Annotated in this window: 18 protein-coding genes and 1 other RNA gene; 11 read left to right on the forward strand and 8 right to left on the reverse strand. The window is 67.3% G+C overall.

Going from position 1 to position 23,776, the window contains the following annotated elements; genetic code table 11:
- Positions 1-20: 20 nt before the first annotated feature.
- The 3 genes from AVAK2825_RS10915 to AVAK2825_RS10925 all read right to left on the reverse strand — a co-directional run bounded on the left by AVAK2825_RS10915 (position 21) and on the right by AVAK2825_RS10925 (position 4,220).
- On the reverse strand, positions 21-1,238 hold the full coding sequence (locus AVAK2825_RS10915) for an RtcB family protein (protein WP_284397889.1): 1,218 nt from the start codon (positions 1,236-1,238) through the stop codon (positions 21-23).
- Positions 1,239-1,286: 48 nt separating this feature from the next.
- A complete protein-coding gene (locus AVAK2825_RS10920) occupies positions 1,287-2,096 on the reverse strand; it encodes a hypothetical protein (protein WP_284397891.1) in 810 nt (269 codons plus the stop codon).
- Between the two features lie 570 nt (positions 2,097-2,666).
- Complete coding sequence (locus AVAK2825_RS10925; RefSeq protein ID WP_284397894.1) at positions 2,667-4,220, reverse strand: vWA domain-containing protein; 1,554 nt, start codon at positions 4,218-4,220, stop codon at positions 2,667-2,669.
- Between the two features lie 218 nt (positions 4,221-4,438).
- Here AVAK2825_RS10925 and rtcR point away from each other — a divergent pair, with 218 nt between their 5' ends.
- From rtcR to AVAK2825_RS10975, 10 genes are all read left to right on the forward strand, one after another.
- On the forward strand, positions 4,439-6,058 hold the full coding sequence (gene rtcR, locus AVAK2825_RS10930; RefSeq protein ID WP_284397896.1) for an RNA repair transcriptional activator RtcR: 1,620 nt from the start codon (positions 4,439-4,441) through the stop codon (positions 6,056-6,058).
- Positions 6,059-6,068: 10 nt separating this feature from the next.
- An RNA gene (gene rnpB / locus AVAK2825_RS10935) (RNase P RNA component class A) lies at positions 6,069-6,510 on the forward strand.
- A gap of 450 nt (positions 6,511-6,960) precedes the next feature.
- Positions 6,961-7,599, forward strand: coding sequence for a hypothetical protein (locus tag AVAK2825_RS10940; protein ID WP_284397898.1), 639 nt, complete (start codon positions 6,961-6,963; stop codon positions 7,597-7,599).
- On the forward strand, positions 7,596-8,225 hold the full coding sequence (locus tag AVAK2825_RS10945; RefSeq protein WP_284397901.1) for a C39 family peptidase: 630 nt from the start codon (positions 7,596-7,598) through the stop codon (positions 8,223-8,225). Before AVAK2825_RS10940 ends, AVAK2825_RS10945 begins: the two co-directional genes overlap by 4 nt.
- A complete protein-coding gene (locus tag AVAK2825_RS10950; protein ID WP_284397902.1) occupies positions 8,218-9,141 on the forward strand; it encodes a hypothetical protein in 924 nt (307 codons plus the stop codon). The genes AVAK2825_RS10945 and AVAK2825_RS10950 overlap by 8 nt, the downstream gene beginning before the upstream one ends.
- A gap of 13 nt (positions 9,142-9,154) precedes the next feature.
- The gene (locus AVAK2825_RS10955) at positions 9,155-9,553 is read left to right on the forward strand and encodes a hypothetical protein (RefSeq protein WP_284397905.1); all 399 of its coding nucleotides are present in this window, start codon (positions 9,155-9,157) and stop codon (positions 9,551-9,553) included.
- A 63-nt stretch (positions 9,554-9,616) separates the two neighbouring features.
- Entirely contained in the window at positions 9,617-11,017 is a 1,401-nt protein-coding gene (locus AVAK2825_RS10960; protein ID WP_284397908.1) for a hypothetical protein, read from the forward strand.
- Positions 11,014-12,036, forward strand: a complete 1,023-nt coding sequence (locus AVAK2825_RS10965) for a polyprenyl synthetase family protein (protein ID WP_284397911.1) — start codon at positions 11,014-11,016, stop codon at positions 12,034-12,036. Before AVAK2825_RS10960 ends, AVAK2825_RS10965 begins: the two co-directional genes overlap by 4 nt.
- A 28-nt stretch (positions 12,037-12,064) precedes the next feature.
- A complete protein-coding gene (locus tag AVAK2825_RS10970) occupies positions 12,065-13,948 on the forward strand; it encodes a hypothetical protein (RefSeq protein ID WP_284397915.1) in 1,884 nt (627 codons plus the stop codon).
- Positions 13,949-13,952: 4 nt separating this feature from the next.
- Positions 13,953-16,511, forward strand: coding sequence for a hypothetical protein (locus tag AVAK2825_RS10975; RefSeq protein WP_284397918.1), 2,559 nt, complete (start codon positions 13,953-13,955; stop codon positions 16,509-16,511).
- A gap of 24 nt (positions 16,512-16,535) precedes the next feature.
- Here AVAK2825_RS10975 and AVAK2825_RS10980 read toward each other — a convergent pair whose 3' ends face one another.
- The 5 genes from AVAK2825_RS10980 to AVAK2825_RS11000 form a co-directional block, all read right to left on the reverse strand.
- Positions 16,536-17,759, reverse strand: a complete 1,224-nt coding sequence (locus AVAK2825_RS10980; protein ID WP_284397921.1) for a M48 family metallopeptidase — start codon at positions 17,757-17,759, stop codon at positions 16,536-16,538.
- A 28-nt stretch (positions 17,760-17,787) separates the two neighbouring features.
- On the reverse strand, positions 17,788-19,020 hold the full coding sequence (locus AVAK2825_RS10985; protein ID WP_502870528.1) for a YjgN family protein: 1,233 nt from the start codon (positions 19,018-19,020) through the stop codon (positions 17,788-17,790).
- A gap of 159 nt (positions 19,021-19,179) precedes the next feature.
- Positions 19,180-20,001 carry an RNA pseudouridine synthase gene (locus tag AVAK2825_RS10990; protein WP_284397927.1) on the reverse strand — a complete coding sequence of 274 codons (822 nt, stop codon included), beginning with the start codon at positions 19,999-20,001 and terminating at the stop codon, positions 19,180-19,182.
- Entirely contained in the window at positions 19,994-21,688 is a 1,695-nt protein-coding gene (locus AVAK2825_RS10995) for an MBL fold metallo-hydrolase (RefSeq protein ID WP_284397929.1), read from the reverse strand. The genes AVAK2825_RS10990 and AVAK2825_RS10995 overlap by 8 nt, the downstream gene beginning before the upstream one ends.
- 104 nt (positions 21,689-21,792) lie before the next feature.
- Positions 21,793-23,067, reverse strand: coding sequence for a flavin-dependent oxidoreductase (locus tag AVAK2825_RS11000; protein WP_284397932.1), 1,275 nt, complete (start codon positions 23,065-23,067; stop codon positions 21,793-21,795).
- 59 nt (positions 23,068-23,126) lie between these two features.
- Here AVAK2825_RS11000 and AVAK2825_RS11005 point away from each other — a divergent pair, with 59 nt between their 5' ends.
- Entirely contained in the window at positions 23,127-23,696 is a 570-nt protein-coding gene (locus tag AVAK2825_RS11005; protein WP_284397935.1) for a MarR family winged helix-turn-helix transcriptional regulator, read from the forward strand.
- The last annotated feature ends 80 nt before the right edge of the window (positions 23,697-23,776 follow it).

The following is a 23,776-nucleotide window of genomic DNA, read 5'->3' on the forward strand; positions in this document are numbered from 1 at the left end:
GATGGGCCGTGGTGCGCTCGCTATCCCTTCACGCACACCACTTGCTTGAGCGTGTACACCACTTCCACCAGGTCTTCCTGCGCCGCCATCACGGCGTCGATGTCCTTGTAGGCCATCGGGATCTCGTCGATCACATCGGCGTCCTTGCGGCATTCCACCCCTTCGGTGGCGGCAATTTGGTCGGCAACGGTGTAGAGCTTCTTGGCCTTGGTGCGGCTCATCTTGCGGCCCGCGCCGTGGCTGCAGCTCATGAAGCTCTCCGGGTTGCCCTTGCCGCGCACGATGAAGCTCTTGGCGCCCATGCTGCCGGGAATGATGCCCAGCTCGCCGGCCTTGGCGCTCACGGCGCCCTTGCGGGTGACGAACACGTCTTCGCCGAAGTGCGTCTCGCGGCTCACATAGTTGTGGTGGCAGTTCACCGCTTCCACATGGGCCTCGAAGGGCTTGGCGATCACCTTGCGGGCGGCCGCGATCACGCGCTGCATCATCACCTCGCGGTTGGCGCGCGCGAACTTCTGCGCCCAGCCCACGGCACGCACGTAGTCGCCGAAATACCGGGCGCCTTCCTCGAAATACGCCAGGTCCTGGTCGGGCAGGTTGCGCTGGTGCAGCTCGGCATCCTTCTTGGCCAGCTCGATGAAGTGCGTGCCGATGGCGTTGCCCACTCCGCGCGAGCCCGAATGCAGCATGAACCACACGCCACCGTGTTCGTCCAGGCACACCTCGATGAAGTGGTTTCCGGTACCCAGCGTTCCCAGGTGCTTGTGGTGGTTGGTGCTGGCAAAGCGCGGATAGTCCTCGCAGATCGCGTCGAACTCGCCCTTCAGCGAGGCCCAGGCCGCATCGCTCTCATCGGGCGGCGTTTCCCAAGAGCCCTTGTCGCGGCCCATGCGGCGCGGGTTGCTGCCGTGTGGCACGGCCTTTTCGATCGCGGAGCGCAGCGGGCCCAGGTTGTCCGGCAGGTCGTTGGCGTGCAGCGTGGTCTTGCACGCCATCATTCCGCAGCCGATGTCCACGCCCACGGCCGCCGGGATGATGGCCTTGAAGGTGGGGATCACCGATCCCACCGTGGCCCCGATGCCGTAGTGCACATCGGGCATGGCGGCCACGTGCTTGAACACGATGGGCAGGCGCGCCGCGTTCTCCAGTTGCTTCTGGGCCTCGTCCTCCACGGGCACGCCCTGGGTCCACATCTTGATGGGGACACCGTTTTCCACATTGCGTTGCAGGTAGTTCATTGCGTTCTTCTTTCTTTTCGTTTGTCTGTCTGTCTTATTTTCGGGTGCTCATTCACTGACCCAGTCGAACACCGCTTCCACGATCTGTCGCGGGCCCGTGCAGTTGCCACAGGTGCAGTGCGCGGGTTGTGCCATCGCGCTGGTGTCCAGCGCCAGGATCTTCTGTGCAAAGCGCTGGCGGTTGCCGGGGTCGAGCATCCAGGCTTTCATCGCCTCGCAGAATTCCGGTTGGTCTTCGGCAAAGGCGTTCTGGATTTCGTTCTTTCCCCAGAAGTCCCAGTAGCTCGCCTCGGCGTACCGCAGCACGGCGCTTTGGCGCTCGTCGTTCAGCCAGTGCGTCAGCAGCGGTTGCACGTTCACGCCGCCCTTGTGGAACATCAACAGGATGTCGAAGGCGTTCGCGCCATTGAACGGGCTGGGCTCGCGCCCGGCGTGCCCCAGGCCTTCGTGGAAGAAGGCCAGTGCGTAAGCGTCCACGGCGGCTCGCTCCTGGGGCGACAGGGCATCGGCCGGGCAGTTGCCCAGGCGGTCCAGGTACAGCTCGGTCGAGTGGTGCAGCTCCTCGCCCAGGGCCATCAGTTCCAGCATGCGGGGCAGGAAGTAGAGCAGTTCCTCGGCCGGCTGCTCGCTGCCCTTGGCGGAGCTGTTGTATTCGTAGAAGTGGCGGGTCGTTATGCGGCGCAGCGGCAGGCGCCGCATCTCGCGTTCCATGGCCTCGTCCATGCAGCAGGCCGTGCACACATCCAGCATCTGTGTCGGAGCGCCATGGCGCTGGAAGGCGGCATAGACGGCATCCACCGCCTCGCGCAGGGCGGGCGGCAGCATGGCGGCCTGCGCCGCGGGGGCGTTCGTTTTCATCGGTTTCTTTCCTGTTTGGTTCGCCATGGGGCTCAGCCCTTCCGGCGCATTCAAAAAAAGAGGTGACAAGGGGTGTCGGGTTGCGCCATTGAGCTACCTGCCGAAGCAGACCGGGGATTGAACCCGGAACCTTCAGAGCCCGAGGGCCCCGACGCTCTACCTGTAAACCCGTCTGCATTCACCTCGCAAACACACAAAAAAAGCAGCGACAAGGATCGACGAAACGTCGTGCTCTACCACTGAGCTACGGCCTTTCGACCGGCGGGATTCGAACCCGCGACCACGAGAGTAGAAGTCTGTAGTTCCGTCAGCATTCGCTGCAAAAAAAGCAGTGCGACAAGGGCGGCAAGACATGGACCACGCCGCGGTGCGGCGCTGGGATTCGAACCCCGGTCCCTCCAGATGTAGTCCTGCCTGCATTCGCACATTCATTCATCGATGGCCTTCCCGTTCGGCGACAAACAGGCGGTGCGACCGGGATGTAGTCACACCTGCATTCGCCGAACGACAGCCGTCATTCCCACGATCGGATGCCCTGAATTGGCATTCATGACACCTTCTCGTCGATCGTCAGATCGGGGTGTCCTCGATCACGCCGACCCAATGCGCCGCGCCCATGCCCCCTGCGGCATACACCGCCAGCAGCTTGAACACTTCGTCGCTGAAGCCGCCGATGTTCAGCACATCGGGCTGCTCCTGCGCCTGCGTCGTTGCGCAAGGCTGGATGTCGATGCACACCAGCCGGGCCGTCGGGTTGCGCTGCTTGAACGCCGCCCACTCCTGCATGGTCGCGGTGCCCCGGCCCCGTGCACGGTCGGCCCACGATTCGTTGTCGGACACCAGCACCACCAGCTCGGCCTGCGCCTTCTCGCGGTTCAGCAGGGCCAGCGGTGCGCTGCACGACGTTCCTCCACCACCCACCGCGGCCAGCTTGGCCGCATTGGTCATGACCGAATCGCGGGGATTCAGTGGCAGCGGCACCACCTTCGTTTCGAAGGGCAGCACACGCGCATCCGCATTGCGGCGCAGCACGGCAGCGGCCACCAGAGCGGCCACGTCGATGCACCGCACCGCGGAAGTCGCCGAGCCCCGGTGGCCCGTCACAGGCGAGCCCATCGAGCCCGACACATCGGGGCAAACCACTACGCGGCCTTCGAACTGCGGCACATTGGCCAGCGCGAGTTCCATCGCATCCTGCAGAGCTTCCTTCACTACCGTCGGCACGTCGGCGCCGCAGGCGGTGTACGCCGCCATCAACTGGTACGGCAGCACGCGGGCCTTGGCCACGGCCTGCGGGTCACGCAGCTTGGCGGCCACGGCATCGGCCAGGCCTGGCAGCGCGAACACGCCATGCCGGGCAAAGGTGTTCAGGTTCTGGCGCACCATCTGCCACGAGCCTCGCTGTGCAATCGTGGCCCAGGCCGATGCGTCCAGCTCCAGCGCGGTCAGCATCTGGAAAGGCACGTCGGGCACGGGCTGCGTGCGGTCTTGCTTGAAGCGTTCGAAGGCCTGCGTCAGTGGAGGCAGCGCCTCCTGGGCATAAGGGCGACCGATCAGCCAGGCGAACCACGCGGCGCGCCAGGCTTCCGTGGGCTTGGGGTGCACCATCTTCACCACGTCGGCCAGCGACGGCGTATTGCCCACGGCGGCGTTCAGCAGTTGCGCCTCGGTGGCGTCGAGCAGCCATTGCTGCACCAGCTTTTTCGGACGCGTGCCGAGCGATTTGCGGCCTACTGCGCCGGAGCGCAGCATCTGCACGAAATTGCGCAGCATCTTGCCGTTGTCGATCACGCGGCCGAACACCTGGGCCAGCAGCGGCACATCGCGAACCGCCAGCGTGGCCGCCAGCAGGGCCGGCATGTCTTTCATGGAGCCGGCACGGCGCGCATACAGGGCCGTCTTCGCCAAGAACACCGGGTCGACTTCACGGGCCAGAGCCTGCACGGCGTCGAGCTGGTCCTGCGCCTGGGCATAGAAGGTGCTGTGGAGGCAGCCGGTGGCGGCCAACTGCGCCAGTTGGTGCTTGGGCGACAGGGCATAAGCCGCACCGCCGGCCTGGTTGCGCACGGTGGCAGCGGGGAGCAGGGTGCCGCGCAGCGTCTGGAAGAGTTGGTTGTTGGCCATGTGCTTTTGCTCCGTTCGTTGGTTCTCGGTGGGTTTGTCTTTTCGACTTGCCTCTTCCATTGCAACCGGTGTGCCAACTGTGGTTTTGAATGGATGGAGAACCTCTTAAATCAATGATTTGATTCGATTTTCTTTAATCCGCTTGTCATTTCTGCCGCACTGGCTGGAGGTTAAAATGCTTTGATTTTTATAAAATTAGCTAGTTTTTTATCCAAAAAATGAAGAAGCAAAACGTGGTGATCGGCTTTCTGGGCACCCAGCTCGACTCGGGCAAGGGGGCAGGGCGTTGGGAGAAGTGGCGCCCGACGCTTTCGCTGGTGCAGCACGACGACGTGGTCATCGCACGGATGGAGTTGTTCTACACACCGTCCCACCAGGAACTGGCCGAGCGGGTGCGCACCGATATCCAGGCGGCCTCGCCCGAAACCACGGTGGCGCTGGTGCCGCTCGACATTGCCGACCCCTGGGACTTCGGCGAGGTCTACGCCAAGCTCTTCGACTGGACGCGGGGCTACGCTTTCGACACCGAGCGCGAGGAGTACTGGACGCACATCACCACCGGCACGCACGTGGCGCAGATCTGCCTTTTCCTGCTGGTGGAGTCGCGACGCATTCCGGGCGTGCTCGCGCAGACGTCGCCCCCAAAGCGCCAGCAGGCGGGCGATCCTGGCAGCTACGCGCTGATCGATCTGGACCTGTCACGCTACGACGTGATCGCCCAGCGCTTCGGCGCCGAGCAGCGCGATGCGGTGGATTTCCTCAAGAGCGGCATCGCCACGCGCAATGCCCGTTTCAACGCCCTGATCGAAGAGGTGGAGCGGGTGGCGGTGCGATCGCGCGCGCCCATCCTTTTCACCGGGCCGACCGGCGCGGGCAAGTCGCATCTGGCGCGGCGCATGTTTGAATTGAAGAAAGCCCGCCACCAGGTGGAGGGCGAATTCGTGGAGGTGAACTGCGCCACGCTGCAGGGCGACGGCGCCGCGTCCACGCTGTTCGGGCACAAGAAAGGCGCCTTCACCGGTGCGGCGGCCGACCGGGCAGGCCTGCTGCGCACGGCGCACAAAGGGGTGCTGTTTCTCGACGAGATCGGTGAGCTGGGCCTGGACGAGCAGGCCATGCTGCTCAAGGCCGTGGAGGAAAAGCGGTTTTATCCCATGGGCAGCGACCGCGAGGTGGCCAGCGATTTCGAGCTGATCGCCGGCACCAACCGCGACCTGCGGGCCGAGGTGGCGGCCGGGCGCTTTCGCGAAGACCTGTACGCGCGCATCAACCTGTGGAGTTATCAGTTGCCGGGCTTGGCCCAGCGGCCCGAGGACATCGAGCCCAATGTGGACCACCTGCTGGCGCGATGCGGCGTGGAACTGGGCCGCACGGTGCGCCTGTCGGCCGAGGCGCGGGCGGTATACCTGCGCTATGCGCAGTCTCCCGAGGCGCTGTGGAGCGGCAACTTTCGCGACCTGTCGGCCAGCGCCACCCGCCTGGCCACCCTGGCCGAGGGCGGGCGCATCGGCCTGCCGCTGGTGGAGGCGGAGATCTCGCGCCTGCAGTGGCTGTGGCAACCCCTCGGTTCGTCAGACCGCAGCCAGGACGGCGATGCGGTGGATCTGGCCGCACTGCTGGGCGAGCCACAGGTGCAGGCCATGGACCTCTTCGACCGGTTGCAGTTGGCGGCCGTGTTGCAGGTGTGCCGCGGGGCGCGCACGCTGTCGGATGCAGGGCGGCAGCTGTTCCAGGCGTCGCGCGCGCAGCGCGCGGTGGTCAACGATGCGGACCGGCTGCGCAAATACCTGGCGCGATTCGGCCTGGACTGGGAGCAGGCCCGCAGCGGTGGACGATAATCGCCCCCGTGAAGCGCGCCAGACCGCCGCTGGTGCAATCTGGGAAACCAGGCACTGGAGGAACGTCCGGACTGCACAGGACAGCGTAGCAGCTAACGGCTGCCCACCGTGAGGTGAGGATCAGAGCAACAGAGACGAGTCGCAAGCAGGCGGCAAGCCACCGAAGGTGTGCTATCGGTCATCCGCGCAAGCGGGTACGGCTGGCGCAAGCCAGGCGGTTTGCGGCGAAAGCCGCAAAGACCATAGCCACCCGAAGCGGGCGGCGCCCGCTTCGGGTGAAACGGGCAATCTCTACGCGCAGCAATACCAAGTAGGCCAGCGTTGATGTGGTTCCGCAGAGCTGGCGGGTAGGTAGCATCGAGCTGTGGTGGCGACACCCGGCCCAGAGTAATGGCGGTCACGCCGCAGGCAACTGCGGTGCACAGAATCCGGCTTATCGGCGCGCTTCACACTTTAAATTCCATTCCGATCCCTTGGCCCGGCAGGCGCTGAGGTGATTCGGCGCCATCCCCGCGTGGATTGGTGCCTTCGCTTTGGCGCCCTTTGCAGGCGCCACAGGCCCTCCGGTGTTTCTCCCCCTTCGTCTTTCAGCGCCGGCACTGAATCCTCGCCTGCCGCGCCGCTCCTCTGCCTTCGGTTAATCCTGCAAGCGCTCTGGCCGGCTTTCAGAACGCTTCAGAAGTCTTAAGGGAGATCGGCTGGGTTTTCATCCCGTGCTGCATTCAATCCCCCCAGAATATTTCCAGGCGCCAGTAGCCACTCAGGCAAGGGATTAACGGCGCTGCGCATTTTCAATTCGAAGGAAATGCTGGCGCGCGGCCAATGGCGTGCGGCATACCGAGGGCCCGACCGATTTTCAAATGGGCCTTCGAATCGATTTTCTTTCCTCAAAGGATATAGACATGAGCAGTGATCCATTCACCCAGATCCTCAACGAAATCCTGCAGGGACTCGTCACGCAGTTGAATGGCGAAATCGGTGGGGCCATCCGGGGCGCCGGCTATGACCCGTATCCCAATGTCGCCTCGGGGTCCGCCAGCATCGGGGTGGGCACGGCCTCTTATTCCGTCTCCAATCTGACGGGCATTTCGTCCCTGCAGATCCAGGACATGGTGGTTGGCAACGTCACTTCGTCCGGTGCCAATATTTCCGGCACAGTGAATTTCCATGCGGTCCTGAACAGCTCCCTGAGTGCGCAGGCGGGTGGCAGCTTGAAGGTGCTGTTCTTCGATCCGGGCATCTCCGGCAGCGTCCGGATCGACAGCCCCAGCATCTCCGGCACGGCGCAGTTCCAGGCCGGCACGGCCGGCGGCAAGCTCTGCCTGAACCAGCTGTCGGGCATGAACGCGAACTTCAACTACGGCAACGCTTCGGTCTGGATCGATGGCCTGGGGCCGCTCAACTACCTGCTGCAGCCCGTGGAGAACCTGATTCTGGATGCGGCCAAGGGCGCCATCAGCGAGCTCATCTCGTCGCAGATCAACAGCATCGTCAGCCGGGAGCTGAACCAGGCGCTGCCCCAGTGCGTGCCCTTTCCATGAGGGTGAGGATCGAGCCGCTGGCCCGCACGACGCAGCGCATCGGCCCGATGTTTCCTGCCTGGCAAGCGGTCGAGGCGAGCACAGGGCAGGCGCTGAACCTGCCGCTGGAGCCGCAGCAGCGCACCAACTGGTGCTGGGCCTCGGTGACCTGTGCGATCGCCGCGCACTACGGCGATACCTCCTGGCGGCAGGACACGCTGGCCTGGCGCATTCTCGCGCCGGACGAAGTGCTTCCCAACTGCCTGCCGCCACCCGCGCTTCTCCTGGAGCCCCGCTACGACCAGCAAGCCGCGATGGAGCGCACCCTGCGCTACGTGAACTGCCTGGCTGGATGGAGCAGCGGGCGGCCGCCGTTTCGCCGCCTGATGCGCGAGCTCGACGATGGCCGGCCTGTCGCGGTCGCGATCCGCTGGCATGCGGGGCCGCAGCACTACGTGCTGGTCGACGGCTACTGCCGCACCCAGCGCACGGTTTCGGTCGCCGATCCCCAATGCGGCCGCGCCACGGTCGATTTCGATGATTTTCCGTTGCACTACCGCCATGGCGGCGAGTGGATGGAAACCTACTGGACACACAACCCCCGCTCGGCCAACCCGACACGCAAAGGAGAGGTGGAATATGAGTAGCTACGACGTCGCGCTGGTGCTGGATGCCGGCACCCTCAACCAGGGCATGGCCCAGCTGTATGCCAATGCCCAGGCCAAGCAGAAGCTGTTCCAGGGCGTGCAGGACGTGGGCCAGATGGGCATCACCTCCGTCAACTGGAGCATCGATGCCGTGCCCCAGTTCGTGCTGGCGCCACCGACCCTCACGCAGTGGAACGACAAGAACACGTTCGTGCCGTCTGGCCAGACGAAGCCGAAAGATCCGACCGATCAGATGTTCCAGGTGCAGCTGGCGTCGGTGTCCACCACGTTCAACATGCAGAGCGGGCCGCCTTCCCCGCTGACGTTCTCGTTCACCCTGTTTGCGCAGGTGACCGTGTCCAACAACCAGATCCAGCTGGGATCGGTGGCGGTGCTGCCGATCAATCCGACCGGCGCCACGGAGTTCATGCTCCAGGTGATCTGCGGGATCGTCTACACCAAGGTCCAGGCCCTGCTGCAGGGCTACCAGATTCCACCCAGCATCACGGTGGAAGGGCAGAGCTTCACCCCGCCGGTCATGACCGTCACCGGCGCGCACCTGGTGCTGGCAAGCAACCTGGTGGCCAACGGCACGCCGGATATCAGCGGCGTGCAGTGGCCGCAGCAGGCGCTGGGCGTGCTCGTCGGCCGCAAGCTGCTGACCGCGCTGGTGGCCCAGTACAGCGGTGCGATCGTGCAGAAGATGGACGCCGCGCAGGTCAATGCCAGCGACAGCAACTGGACGGGGAGCTACTCGCTCGACGGCGGGATCAGCAACGCCTCCATCGCGGTGGCATCCACGCTGCCCAACATCAACATCACCGCCACCTTCGCCGCCACCGCCTCGGTGGGCGTTTCATGGTGGCTGGTGCCAGCCGCCTGCGCCCTGGAAGCCGCCTCGAACCTGCTGCCCTGATTGGAGCCACACCATGGTTGACTTTGCCAAAGCCGATTTCGCCACCAGCCCCACGCCGCTGACTTTCACCGTCGCCCCCGTGGTGTCGGGGTCGAACACCGTCCAGCTGCAATTGCAGCCGTTGCCCAGCTTCACGATCACCTACGCCGAAGACGGCAGCGGGTGGGAGAAGTTCAACGCAGGGCTGCTCAAGCACGTGGCGACCACCATCATCGGTGTTGCCACGCCCTTCATCACATCCACCATCCAGAGCAAGGCGCAGGCCTATCTGAACGACAAAGCCTCGTTCCCGGTGCCGCCCATCCCCATCACGTTCGAAGGCATCAGCCTGAGCCTGACCGCATCGAACCTGAACATTTCCACCGCGGATGCGGACCACCTGCTGATCACGGCCACCGTCAATGTTTCCTGACCCGCCGTCCCTGCCCATCGGACCCGGTCACATCGTACGAGGAGAATTTTCATGAGCGCTGGAATGCAAGCTTTTCAAGACGGCTGGAAGAATCAGCCCGCCGCCACACTGAACGCCGCCTTGCCCCGCAGCATCGGGCTTGGCGACATCCCGATGCTGCCGCTGTCGCGCGCGCTCGACATGCCCGCGCAGGCCGGTTTTGCGCGCGGCTCTCTGGGCATCGACCTGTCGGGCATGCAACTGGCGCTGGCCGGTGACGGGCCGCTCGCGGTCGAATGCAGCAGCGATGCGCAAGGCCGCTGCGTGCTCGCCGTGCGCCTGCAGGGCATTGAGCTACGGGGCACGCACGCCCTGAAAGGCACGCAGATCTGGGAGACCGGACTGGACGGTGCCGGCACGGCCATGCCCATCGGCGCCCGGCGCCGCGGCGGCAGCGCGGACGACAACGCGCACCCCACCTGGATCAAGACCGCGAACGACCAGCGCGGGTTGCTGCAGAACGTGCCCGGCGGCAATGGACAGACGCTGCTGACCACCTACTCCAATCACCGGGCGGCCTTCAACGATGTCTTCAATGAGCAGAATTTCCAGGCCTACGCGTTCCAGCAAGGCTGGGGCAACTCCGCCATCTCCGAAATGGCCGACGACACCAACACGGCGCTGACCGAGGGCGGCGTGGTCAACGATCCCAAAAAGCAATACAACAACTCGGGCACGGGAATCACCACCAACTACAACGGACATGCCCAGAACCAGAAGCTGGCCTTGCTCACCACCCTGACCGCCATGGCGGAGGGCGCCGACCCCAACAATCCCAAGGATCCCACCAATCCCTACAACCAGGCGGCCGCTGCGACCCTGGGCTTTGGCTCGAGCATCGTGCAGAACATCAAGGTGACGAACCCCAATGTGACCAAGATCGAAGACTTGCCCCCATTGCAGAAGGACGGCGTCTACGAATTGGTGCAGAACGGCACGCCGGCGGCAACGCCTTCGGTGGATGAAGTGCACAACTTTCTGAACGGCAGCCCGATCGGCGGCCGCGATGCGCAAGGCAACAGCTGGACGTGGTCGCTGAGCGAGGACGAGCGCGCGTTCGTGCGCAAGCTCCAGGCAGACATTGCCGAGCATGCCGCTCGGGTGGCCGCGCAAAAGCCGGTGGCCCTGGTGACGGGGGCGCTGCACGCCCGCCTGGCATGCTATGTGTACCTGCAGTTCGGTGCGCAGGGCGACCAGGGCGTACCGGCGCTGATCGACGGGCGTATCGAGCTGGACGGCTTCGACCTGCACTTCGACGATGGCGCGTGGAACGGCGCCCTGGGCGACGGCCCGGCGCAGGCCGCGCGCGATGCCTTGTCCGAGGCGCGCTTCATCAAAAGCCTGGTGCATGACCGCATTGCCGATGCACTGGAGCGCGCGCTGGTCCAGCCGCTGGCCAAGGCCCTGCTGGATTCGCAGCCGTGAGGATTGGCGCCGCTGCGCCGGACCCGGTCCACGCCATCCTGCAGGGGCTGATGGCGGCGGACATGCAGGGCTTCGAGGGGGAGCTGGCCCAGGCGCTGCAACCGCAGCAGGGCTATCTGACCGATGCGGAGATGTCGCTCTACCAGGGGGGAAAGAAGCTGCGCCCGCTGATGCTGCTGCTGACCGCGCGGCTGTTCCAACCCGGCGGCGAACTGCCGAACAAGGTGCTGCGCGCCTCCGCGTCGCTGGAGATGCTGCACGTGGCGAGCCTGATCCACGACGACATCATCGACCACGCCTCGCTGAGGCGGGGCCACGCCAGCGTGAACGCCGCGCGCGGCACCGAGATGGCGATCATGATCGGCGACATGCAGTTTCTGCAGGCCGTGCGCTGCTTCGTCGATGCGATCGAGGACGCGAACGACATGCAACTCGTGAAATGGGTGCTGGACTCGGCGTTCGACATCTGCCGTGGCGAGATCGACGAGATGACCACGCAGCCTTACTGGCATCCGGACTCGCTGATGAGCCGCTACCTCACCACGGTGGACCGCAAGACCGCCGTGCTGTTCGGCCTGGCCTGCGAGTCCGGCGCCGCGCTCATGCGCGCGCGCACCTCGGAGCTGCGCCGCCTCGGCTCCTTCGGGCGCTACATGGGCCGCGCGTTCCAGATGATGGACGACATCTTCGACCTTGCGCATTCCGATGCGGAAGCCGGCAAGTGCCGGGGCATCGATCTGCACCAGCGGCGCATCACCCTGCCCATCATCCATGCGATGAAGCTGTTCGGCGATGCGCACCCCATGGTGCGCTATCTGCGCGACACGCAGACACCGCCGCCGGAGCAGATCAACGCCTGGGTCGATGAGATCCGCCGCTCCGACGCCTTCGCGCTGGCCTACGCCCAGGCGCGGGACACCGCGCTGCAGGCCGTGCAGTACCTGCAGAACCTGCCCGCCGGCCCGCACCTGCGGGCATTGCACGACATCACCCTGCATGTCGTGAATCGACCTTACTGACCGCCAACATTTTCGAGAGGACGCCGCCATGGGCTTGCAGCTATTCCATTTCGTGTACGACACGCTGATGCAGAAGGCCAACGACAACACGCCTGACAACAGCCTGTTCCTGCCGGTCGCGCTGTCCGGCATGAAGGGCTCGGACGGCAAGCCCTATCTGCCGCTGAAAGGAACCCAATGGAACCTGGACAACATCGGCGGCGCGCAGGACATCTCGGCCGACATGGCCACGTCCTGGTTCCAGGCCCTGTTTCCGCTGATCGGCCAGTTGAGCCTGCAGACCAATCCCACGCCTCCCGTCACCCAGCAGATGGTCGATGACGCCAAGGCCGCCGTGACCTACATCATGTCGCAGCACCTGAACGTGATTCCATATCCCGGTGTAGGGCCGGATCTGGACGTGAGCAGCATCGAGATCCAGGGGCTGGCGAACATCCAGGTCAGCGGAGAGCCGCCGGCAGTCACCACCAGCAACGCCGGCTATACCGCGGACATCACGCTGAACCTCAATGCCTACGCTTCCACCGGGCAGGACTGGAACCAGCCGCTGGCGCTGGCGGGCCCTGAAAAGGGAACGGACAGCACGACCAACCCCCCTACGGCCTTCGACGGGCTGGGGTTCACGTTGAAGCAATGTCTGTGCTTCGTCGACAAGCAGATGAACATCGTCGCCCCGCCGCCGACACTGGGACTCACGCTATCGTCCGACCATGCGAACGGCTTCGACTGCCTGGCCACGGGCATCGCGCTGCTGACCTTGTCCAACGCGAAGGTGGTGTCGGGAACCACCGTCACCGTGGACGGCACCGGCAGCAGCGCGGCGCTGCAGATCGGCCTGAACACTGTCCAGCTCGTTGCGGTGCAAGGCAGCACGCCCACGTTCACGCTGCAGAACCTGCAGTACCAGAGCATCTCGCCGGTGCCCTTTCCCGCCTACATCAACACCAGCATCTTCTATGCGCCGTGGAGCCAGTTCTTCAAGCAGGTGCTGTCCACCGGGGATGCGGCCCAGCTGTTGAGCACCCAGGTCAACAACGCGCTGATGGACCCGGGCAACCGCGGCCAGGTCGAAAAATTGCTCAACCAGCAGCTGAAGAGCGCCTTCGACGACATCTTCGGCAGCACCCAGGTGGCAGGCAGCACCGTGGACACCGATGCGAACGCGGTGGACAAATACCTGTTCGATCGGGCGCGCGGGGCGCTCAACGACCCGAGCAGCTACGTCTATCTGCCGACCCTGGTGCTGGGATCGACATCGCCGGTGATGGAGCCCTACACCGCCGTCAACCTGAGCATTCCCGGCCCTTTCACGACGTCGATCATGGGGCAGAACATCGCGCTGTCGGGCATCGTGCTGCAGAGCCTGGCGATCCAGGGGCTGTCGAACCTGATCGCGCCACCGAACAACATCGTCTTCGGCACCAACCAGCAGGCCAGCGCCACGCTGCTGCTGGGCACCATGAACCCCGGGCCCACGGTGCAGGTGAAGGGCAGTCCCCGCACGGTGCCCTCGCCGCCGGCCACCGCCAGCACGCCCTTCACCCTGAACGTGCAGGTGAATCAGAACGCGCCGATCCCGCTGAGCGGCACCCTGAACCTCAGCCTGCAGAACAACAGCAACACGCTGGGCATCCAGACCACGCTGAACGCGTCGGGCGACACGCCGGACGATCTGGTGCTGACCTACAGCCAGATCCTGCTGGTGGCCGGCGACCAGGATGTGCTGCTCACCATCTCGCTGCCGGACGACGAGGCGGCCTATGCCATGTTCATCAATGCGTTCCTGAGCCAGTCGCAGCTGATCGAGCAGGTGGTGTCCGCCTTGAACGGCTGCATCAAGGACAACCTGCAGCAGATCAGCGACGCGGCGACCCAGTTCGCCCGCTCGGCCTTGAAGAACCTGGGGCAGTGACGCCATGAGCAACGACATCTACACCACCCTCCAGGGCGTCCTGAAGACCGACGCGGCCAGCAAGGTCCTGCAACTGGCCCAAACCCAGTTTCCCGGACCGATCCAGACGGCGCTCGGCTATTACCTGAACGGCATCACGCTGCAGCTCGGCCCATCCGCCAGCCTGGCGGTCGATCCCTCCAGCAAGCAATTGCAGCTGCAGGCGCAGCTCGACGGCGCCGATCTCGATCTGCAGGCGACCCCGAGCGGCGCCACGCTGACGCTCACCAGCAAGCAGTACACCGATGCGCAGGTGGTGCTGACGTTCAGCCGGGGCGACAGCGGCGTGGAAATGGTGCTGAGCGCCACCATGGGCGCGAGCCTGCAATGGCCGCTGCAAAGCCTGTGGCCTGCGGAGCTGGACTGGACGCCGGCCAACCAGATCGCCTTTTCCCAGGGGCAGTTGACGCTGAGTTACGCCACGGGCCCGTCCATCCAGTTCAACGGGCAAGGCGGCCTGCTGTATTCCGGGCAGCCTTTCCTGAACGCGGCGCTCAGCGTGCAGAGCACCGACCAGGGCGCGGGCGTCATGTTCGGCGCGGTGGTCCAGCAGTGGTCGCCGGGGTCGCTGTGGACGCCGCTGTCGGCACTGACCTTTAACGACAGCGGGGTGGTCGTGTCCACCATCGCGGGCCAGTCCGGCAGCCTGGCCTCGCTCGGCCTGCTGAGCGCGGACGATGTGCCCGCGATCGCGGCCGATTTCGACATCGCCCCCGGCTTCGTGCTGTTTTCGTCGCTGCAACTGACCGACTCCCTGAAGGCGATCGCCAACTTCATGGGCGACGTGTCGCAGCTCGACCTGTTCGCCACCTATGCCAAGGACAGCGGCGACAAGACGCTCAAGGCGGTGCTGAAGAACACGTTCAGTGCCCAGGGCAACGGGGTGTTCGAGTTCGACGGCTTCACGCTGGACTGGGAGGACCCGGGCCAGGGCAACAGCAGCGTGAACGCCACGGCGTCCGGTGTCTTCCGGCCCGATGCCGGCACCGAGATCACGCTGGGCCTGACGGGCAGCATCGTTCCGTCGCAAGGGGATCTGAGCATCACCCTCAAATTGCAGAACTGGAATCAGCCCTTCGGTCTGCAGACCGTGGACATCGTCGAGCTGCAGGGCACGGTGACGGTGGGTGCCGAGGCCGCCGGCGTGACGCTGAGCGCGGGCGGCGACCTGAAGCTGCAGAACCCCAACGCGCCGCAGTACGAGTTCGACGTGGGCTTCGAAGTGGAAGTGGTGGATTTCGAGGTGCCCAACGGCATCGCGGTCTGGACGCAGGCCGACCAGCAGCCGATGCAGCTGTCCAATGTGTTCAACGCCGCCTTCGCGCTCGACTTCTCCCCGCAGACGCTGGACAACGACCACGAGCCCGAGATCGCCGACGTGGTGCGCTTTCTCGACGAGATCATCAGCATCAAGCAGTTCACCTTCTGGTTCGTGGAAGGGGCGCAGTTGCAGAAGATCGGCGACCGCGGCCCGTTCCCGGCCGGCTTCGGGCTGCAGGCCGAGTTCAGCCTGCTGGATCAGGACGATGTGCAGGTGACGGCCACGCTGGCCGAATCGGCCGATGCCAAGGCCGGCTTTTCCGGCTACATCCTGGTGCAAAAGGCGATTGCCTGGGGCAGTGTCTTCGCGCTGTCCGGCTGGGACCCCACCACCAGCAAGCCGAACGGCCAGGGCCCGATGCTGGCGATCGCCGCCACGCCGGATGGCATCGTGGTGCCGCAGATCAACGGCGGCAATCCGGTGCGTTTCTATTCGTCGCTGTACCTGAAGTTCCTGGACGTGGTGGAAGACCACCTCTACGCACTCGCCACCACCGACAACCAGTTCCAGCTGGACTATGCGGTGCAGAACGGCCAGCCGACGGGGGGCTGCGGCGCGTGGGCCGGCGACCGCATCACGTTCATGCTCAATCCGCAGGCCAAGCAGCTCAGCGCTTCGTTCGGCTTCAACTTCGGCTGGCACGACATCGAGTGGGACGGCATCACCCTCTGGGGCGTGACGCTGGTGCCGAAAATCCAGCTGCCCGATTTCAGCGTGGCGGCCGGCCTGGGCTTCTCGGCCTCGATGCAGGCGCTGGTGGTGACCGGGTATTTCGACTTCAGCCTGTTCGGGCTCGACCTGCACCTGGGCGACGAGGCCAGCCCCTACACCCTGCTGAACGTGAACGTGGCCGGCGTCATCGCTCAGCTCAAGGACGTGGCGGGCCACCTGCTCACCGCGCTGAAGCAGGAGGCCTCGGCCCTGATCCAGGCGGTGCTGTCCGGCCTGAGCAGCTTCGTGGCCTGGGTCAAGAACCAGTGGCGCAACTTCGTCAACGGCCTGCAGCTGGTCGGCCAGATCCTGCAGGACCAGTTCAAGCAACTGGGCAAAGACCTTGCCTCGGTGCTGCAAAGCCTCGGCGCCCTGGCGGCCGAAGTGCAGCAGGCCATGGTCGCGCTGGGCTATGAACTGGAGAAGGTGGCGGACTGGCTGGGCGACCTGTTCGGTTGCCCGATCAGCCATGGGTCCAATGCGCTGCCTTGATGGTGGCCGAGGCCGCCGCCCGGCTCAGCGGGCGCAGTGCGGTGCCCGGCCCTCGCGCAGCTCGGTCGCGCGCTGCACGGTGCCCGGGTGGCTGCTCAGCAGCGACAGCAGGCCCTCGCCGCCGGGCTCGACGCCCGGTGAGCGTTGTTTGGGCGGATCGCTCTGGCCCTTGCTTTCCTGGGGCTTGCCCGCGGGGGCGCCGGGGTGCTTCTTCTCTTCGTCGTGCGCAATGGCTAGCAGCAAGTCGGCCATGGGCGCCGTGGGCAGGCGGGCCTGGCCCATGAGCGCGATGGCGTAGCAGTCGGCCTCGCGCTCGTGGTCGCGGCTGTAGGCCAGGCCGGTGAGCAGCGCGCCGCCGGTGGACAGCAGGCCCGACACATCCCCCAAGGCCAGCCCCAGGCCGATGTTGAGCACGCCTTGCTCGACCACGGTGCGCGTGGTGTGGCGGTGCACGACATGGCCGATTTCGTGCGCGAGCACGCCGACCAGCGCGTCGTCGCTCAGGCCGTTCTTCGCAGCCGCCTGGGCCAGCCCGTCGGTCATCACCACACGCCCGCCGGGCAAGGCGAAGGCGTTGGCGCCCATGCCCTGGCGGAACTCCAGCTGCAGGCGCGGCGTGTAGCCCCTGTAGCGCGGCGGCAGGGTGCCCGCCTGCGCCGCCAGCGCATCGAAGCGCTCGCGCAACTGGGTCTGGCGCACTGCGGGCAGGGTGCTGGCCTTGAGTGTGCCGTTGTCCATCTGCTGCATGACGCGGTCCGCCAATGCGGCCTCCCAGGCGATCGGCACGTGGCGCGTGAGCTGCGTGGCGGCCCAGGGCGTGCCGTAGCGGTAGAACAGCACCAGCGCGAGCACCGAGGCCAGCACGGTGGCGGCCAGCACGGTCCATCGGGTCTGCATGCGCTGCGCGATGCCGGGGCGGTGGCCGGCCGCGTGCATGGCGGCCTGCCAGGCACCGACCGCCTCGATCTCCAGGCTGCCGTGGTCGCGCAGGTCCACCACGATGCGCGGTGGGGGTCGGTTCGCGCTCCAGGCCTCGGGCCAATCGACCTCGCGAAAGCCGAACACGCGGGGCGGGGCGCCGGGGGCGAGGGGGTGCAGCGTGAGCGTGGGCCCGCGCGCGCCGGCCGACAGGCCCACGAGCGCCGGCTGGCCTTTGCTGCTCCGCCCGTCGTACCAGCGCGCGGGCACCAGGGCCGGCGCCCCAGGGTGGGGGGGCGAAGCGGCCGGGGGCGCGGAAGGGTCGGCCATGCGGTCGCGGTGCGGCAACGGCGAAGCGTCAGCCGATCAGGTCGAGGCCGGCCGCATCGGCCAGCGCATCGCCCACGCCGCCCTGCTGCTGGCGCACGAGCTGCCCGGCCACCTGGTCCACGCCGCCCTTGATGTGCAGGGTGACCGATTCGAGCTTCATGCGGTATTCGCTCACGCGGGCGAACGGGCGGTAGAACCCGAGCGTGACCACGGTGAGCAGGATGTTCTTGAGCCGCAGCCCCACGTAGCGGCCCGCGCGCAGGTCGCACTTGAAGCGGGCCATGTGGCTCACGCCGATGTTGTTCCACATGAGCTGGAACATGCGCGCCTCGCGGAAGGCGCGCGCGGGGGCCGATGCGAGCAGGAACACCACGAAGAACAGGATGAAGCCCAGCACGATGAACACGAACAGCCACAGCCCCATGCGCTGCGTGGAGTTGGCCAGCAGCGCCCACGAGCCCTTCAGCGCCGCGGCGATGACGGCGCCCAGCACGGCCGACGACAGGAGGAACACCAGCACGGTGGCGACCCAGACCTTGACGAAATCCACGTACTCCGGCTTCCAGCGGCCGGGCTCGGCGCCGATCTGCGAGCGCAGCACGAGCAGGCTGCGGTAGTTGTATTCGAGGCGGATGAAGCACAGCACGATGAGCACCAGGCCCACGGCCAGCAGGCCCCACATGGGCCCCGTCACCCGTGGCAGCTTGCGCCCGCCGGCCGGCAACTGCGCCTCGGGCGCCAGGGCCTGCAGACCGAAGAACACCGCCATGCCCACCAGGGCGATGGCGAACACCGGCCAGCTGGCCTGGTAGACCTCGCGCCAGTTGGCGTTGAACTGCAGGCGCAGCCCCTTCCAGCGCGTGTTGGCGAGGCGAAAGCGCATGGCGCTGCCCCAGATCAGCGGGGCGAGGAGGGCGCCGCCGATCAGGAACAGGCCCACGGTGGCGTCCTGCCCCGTGCGCACGGCGATCTGGTAGGCGGCGGTGAGGCCCAGCAGCACGACGAATCCGAAGACCATGCGGCGCTGCTGCGCGGTGAATTCGAGGGGGCTGCCGGCCACCAGGGTGTGGCCGTAGAAGTACTGCGCGGTGCGCCGGCGGGCCCAGGGCGTGTACAGGCCGAGCGTGAGGATGCCCAGCAGCACGTTCACGATCCACACCCGGAAGTACTCGCCGCCGCTGCCGGTGAAGACCAAGGCATGCGGTTCGATGCCGTGCGATGTGAAGGTGGAAGACACCCTGTCTGCGGGTGGTGGGGTCATGTCCATGGGCTGCTCTCCTCGGTGCCGCGGAGTGTAGCGCAGCCCCTGGGGCATCGGTGGCCTGTCCATCGGCCTGTAGCGCAATACCAACTTGCGGTGGCAGCTACTGATTTTGTAGCGTTTGCGGTGGCGCCGCGCGCGGCGGGGCGCCCGCCGGCATCAGAACTTTTCCCACGGCTGCAGATAGCGCCACTGGCCCTCGGGCACCTTGGCCAGCGGCACGCGGCCGAGGCGGATGCGCTTGATGGCCACGACCGACAGGCCCACGGCCTCGCACATGGCCGGGATCTGCCCGGGGCGGATGCCCTTGAGCGCAAAGCGCAGGCGCGTCTCGTTCTGCCAGCTCACCTTGATGGGCGGCAGCGGCCGGCCGTTGAAGCTCAGGCCGTGGCAGAGCTTTTTCAGGCCGCTGTCGGACAGCGTGCCCTGCACCTCGACGATGCATTCCTGCTCCAGCGATTCGATGTCCTCGGCGAGCTTGCGGGCGATGCGCGCATCCTGCGTGTAGACGACCAGGCCGCTCGCCGGCGTGGGCAGCGGGGTGAAGCATTCGAGCGCCCGGAAATGCCGCTGCAGCACCCGTGTGCCGCTGGCGTCGTCGGCCGCATGCGAGGCCGCGCCGAGCAGGGTGAGCGCCGAGGGCTCGCCCTGGCTGCGGCTGCCGTGGCTGCCATGGCGGCCTGGGCCTGCCGGCGCCGCGCCGACCGGGCCCTGCGGTGTGCCCGGGCTGCCCAGTCCCGCTTCGTAGCCCACGGGCTTGTGCAGCAGCAGGGTCACCGGGGTCAGCTCCATCAGGTTGGCGTCCTGGTCCATGGCCACCGTCTGGTGCGGCGAGACGCGGGCACCGGGCGCCTCGACCACGCGGCCGTCCACGCGGACCCAGCCGCCCTCGATGTATTGCTCGGCCGTGCTGCGCGAGCAGCCCAGTTGTTCGGCCACGCGCTTGGCGAGGCGGATGTGTTCGCGGGTGGGATCAGACATGGCCGGGCTCCAGGGAAAGGTTCAGTGCGCGGATGCGCTCGACATGGGCCAGCAGCGAGCGCCGGGCCACCGGCCACATGCGCTCGGGCACATCGCCGTAGGCGTGGCGCACCCAGTCGTCCGGGCTGCCATCGGGAAAGGCCCGCATCGCGGCCAGCACCTTGGCCTCGCGCGCCAGGCGGTGGGCCTTGAGGCCGGCGATGGCGCCGCGCGCATCGCCCAGCACGTAGCCGTGCGCGGGCAGGATGAACTGCACGCCATGCCGCTCGCACAGCGCATCGAGCCGGTCGAGCGAATCGAGGTAGTCGGCCATGTTGCCGTCCGGCGGGTCCACCACCGTGGTGCTGCCGTTCAGGATGTGGTCGCCGCTGAAAAGCAGGCCGTCCTCGACCAGCAGCAGGCACAGGTGGTTGGCCGCGTGGCCGGGGGTGTGCACCACCTCCAGCGTGTGCGTGACTTCGCCCTCGGGCGACGGGCCGGTCAGCACGAGCCGCTCGCCCTGCGCCACTGCGCGCTCGGGCACGAAGTGGCTGGCCGCGCGCGCGGTGGGCGCCGAAGGCAGGCCCAGGATGGGCGGTGCGGCGCGGCCATGGGCGGCCACCCGGGCCTGCAGCGGCAGCGCGCCGGGGGAATGGTCGGGGTGCGAATGCGTGCAAACGATCATGCGGATGTCGCCGCCGGCCGCGCGCCACAGGCGCTCCAGGTGCTCGGCATCCTGCGGGCCGGGGTCGATGGCGATGAACCCCGTGGCCGGGTCGCCCACCAGGTAGCTGTTGGTGCCCGGGCCGGTCATCACGCCGGGGTTGGGCGCGGTCAGGCGCTGCACGTTGCGCAGCAGCGGCACCGGGTGGTCGCTCTGCCAGTCGAGCGGATGCACGATCTGGCCGTCGGGGCACACCAGCGCCAGTTCGCCGAAGGGCAGCTCGTGCTCCATGTAGCGCGATTCCCGGCCCGCCAGCAGGCCGGCGCGCGGGCAGCTGGTCCACAGCGGCGCCTCGTGCGCCACGGCGGCCAGCACGGCGTCCACGCCGTCGAACCGGGCCAGCCGCTCCAGCGTGCGGATGGTGGGGTAGATCATGAAGAAGCGCCCTGCGGCATGGCGCTCCAGCGCGTCGGCCGGGCGCACCCACACCGGCTCGAACTGCTCGGCCTCGTCGGCCACGGGTTCCTGGCCCTCGGGCATGCGCGCCACGAGAAAGGGCACGTCGAAGCGGCGTGGAAGGTCGCGGTCGGCCGTCCAGTGGGCGAGCAGGAACACGGCATCGGCCGCCAGCCGCAGCCCGCGCGCCTGGCACTGCGCCACGAACGGCGCGTGGCGGTCGAGCGCGGCGATGTCCGCGGCACCGGCGAAGCGGCCGTCGGCATGGCGCGCCAGCAGCACGCCCAGTTCCTCGAAGCTCTCGCGGATGGCGGCGATGGCCTGGGTCACGCGCAGGTCGTTCTGCGTGGCGCGCCGGTCCGCGGCGGCGTGCGAGGCGGGCGCGGCATCCAGCGCGTCGATGCCGCCGCCCGGGAACACGTAGGCGTCGGGCGCGAAGCTGGCGTTCGGCGAGCGGCGCGTCATCAGCACTTCGAGCCCGGTGCCGCCGCCGGCTGCCGGCGCGTCGCGCAGCAGCAGCACGGTGGCCGCGGCGCGCGTGGCCACCGGTTCGCGGTGGGGATGGAGTTGTTGGGAGGTGCGGGGCATCGGGCGATTATCGGCAGTGGGCGCCGGGGCGCCGCCCGCCCGCGCCCCGTTGGGGAGCTAGACGGCCGATTGCTATAAAAATAATAGCATTATGCCCTAGTCAATCATGTGCTGGAGGCCGATTTTGCTTCGACCTGCCGGTGGCCGGCCGCGGCCTTGTATTCCTGCACCCAGCGCGCCAGCACGGCCGGGTCCATCACGTCCTCGATGCGCGCGAAGCCCTCGGGGGCGCGTTCTTCCACCATGTCGAGGATGGCGTCCAGGCCCTCCTGCCGGTTCAGGGCCACGATGCGGGCGGTGGCGGGGCGGCGCGCGGCCTCGTAGTGTTCCAGCGCGGCGACGGGGTCGGGCTGCGCGTGCAGCGCATCGGCCAGCGCGCGGGCGTCCAGGATGGCCTGCGTGGCGCCGTTGGAGCCGATGGGGTACATGGGGTGCGCGGCATCGCCCAGCAAGGTGACGCGGCCGTGGCGCCAGCGGGGCAGGGGGTCGCGGTCCACCATGGGCCACTCCAGGATCTGCGTGGCCGCGCGGATCACGCCGGGCACGTCCAGCCAGTCGAAGCGCCACGCGCCGAAGGTGGGCAGCAGGTCGTCCACCGCGCCGGGCCGGCTCCAGTCGGCGCGGTCGGGCGCCCGGAGCCCGCCGCCGAAGCCGTCCTCGCGCAGGCGGCGGTCGGCCACCCAGTTGATGAGCTGCGTGCCGTCCGCCGCGGGCGGTGCGATCGGGTAGACCACGAACTTCGCCCGGCGGTGGCCGGCCTGCACCATGGTGCGCCCGTCCAGGAACGGCCTCGCCACGGTGGTGCCGCGCCACATCATCATGCCGTTCCAGCAGGGAGCGCCTTCATCGGGATAAAACTGGCGTCGCAGCGCCGAATGGATGCCGTCCGCGCCGATCAGCAGGTCGCAGGGCAGCGCCTCGGTGCGGCCATCGGCATGGGCGATGTGGGCGGTGGCGCCGGCGTCGTCCTGCGTGCTGCCGGTAATGCGGGCGCCGCTGCGCAGCTGTGCCGCGCCGAGGCGCCGCGTCGCCTCGTCCCACAGGAACATCTGCAGCTGCCCGCGGTGCACGCTCAGCTGCGGATGGCTGTAGCCCGCGGCCACGCCGCGCCGGTCTTCGTAGATCGGCTGGCCGTGGCGGTTGGCGAAGACCAGCGCCGCGGTCTCCACCCCCATCGTGCGCAGCGCGGGTAGCAGCCCCAGGCCATCGAGCACCGCCACGGCGTGCGGCAGCAGGTTGATGCCGACGCCGAGCGGCTTCAGGTGCGCGGACGCCTCGCACACGGTGATGCGGTGGCCTTGCGCCGCCAGGGCCAGCGCGGCCGTGAGGCCGCCGATGCCGCCGCCGGCGACGACGATGTGAAGCGGTGCAGAGGGCATGGGGTGTCTCCGGGTTGTCCTGCTTGACGCCGTGCGATGGCGCCGCCTATTGTTGCGCCATGCAACAAAAATCGGCACGCGCGAAAACCCTGCCCTCCCACGCGCCGGCCAAGCCTGCAGCGCCGGCGCGCCCCCCGGATGCGCCCGAGGGCGAACTGCGCCCCTTGCCGGGCCTGGACTACGGCGTGCTCGACCAGCTCATGGGCTATGCATTGCGGCGCGCGCAGAACGCGCTGTACCTGCACTTTCAGCGGGCCGTCGCCGCGCAGGCCGACGTGAGCCCGCAGCGCTTCGCCGCGCTCGTGCTGGTGGCGGGCAACCCGGGCCTGCGCCAGGGCGTGCTGGCCGATGCGATGGGGCTGCACCGCAGCGGCGGCATGCGCCTGGTGGACTGGCTGCACGCCCAGGGCTGGTTGCGGCGCGCCCCCGATCCGCTGGATGGCCGCGGCTGGACCCTGCACCCCACGCCCGCGGGCCGTGCCGCGCTGCAGCGGCTGAGCGAGGCGGTGCTGGCGCACGATGCGGCGCTGGTGCAGGCGGTGGGCGAGGGCGGCGGGCAACTGCATCCGCTGCTGGAGCGCCTGGCAACGGCGGCGGCGGCAGCGGCCTCGTCCGCGCCCCTCCCTTGATCCCCGCCCCCCTGATGGCCCCGTGGTTCCGGCCGGCACGGTCGTCTGGCATGCTTTCCGGCCTTGCCCCAACAGAACCC

It is taken from the genome of Acidovorax sp. SUPP2825 (assembly GCF_030158995.1).
Lineage (GTDB): Bacteria > Pseudomonadota > Gammaproteobacteria > Burkholderiales > Burkholderiaceae_C > Paracidovorax.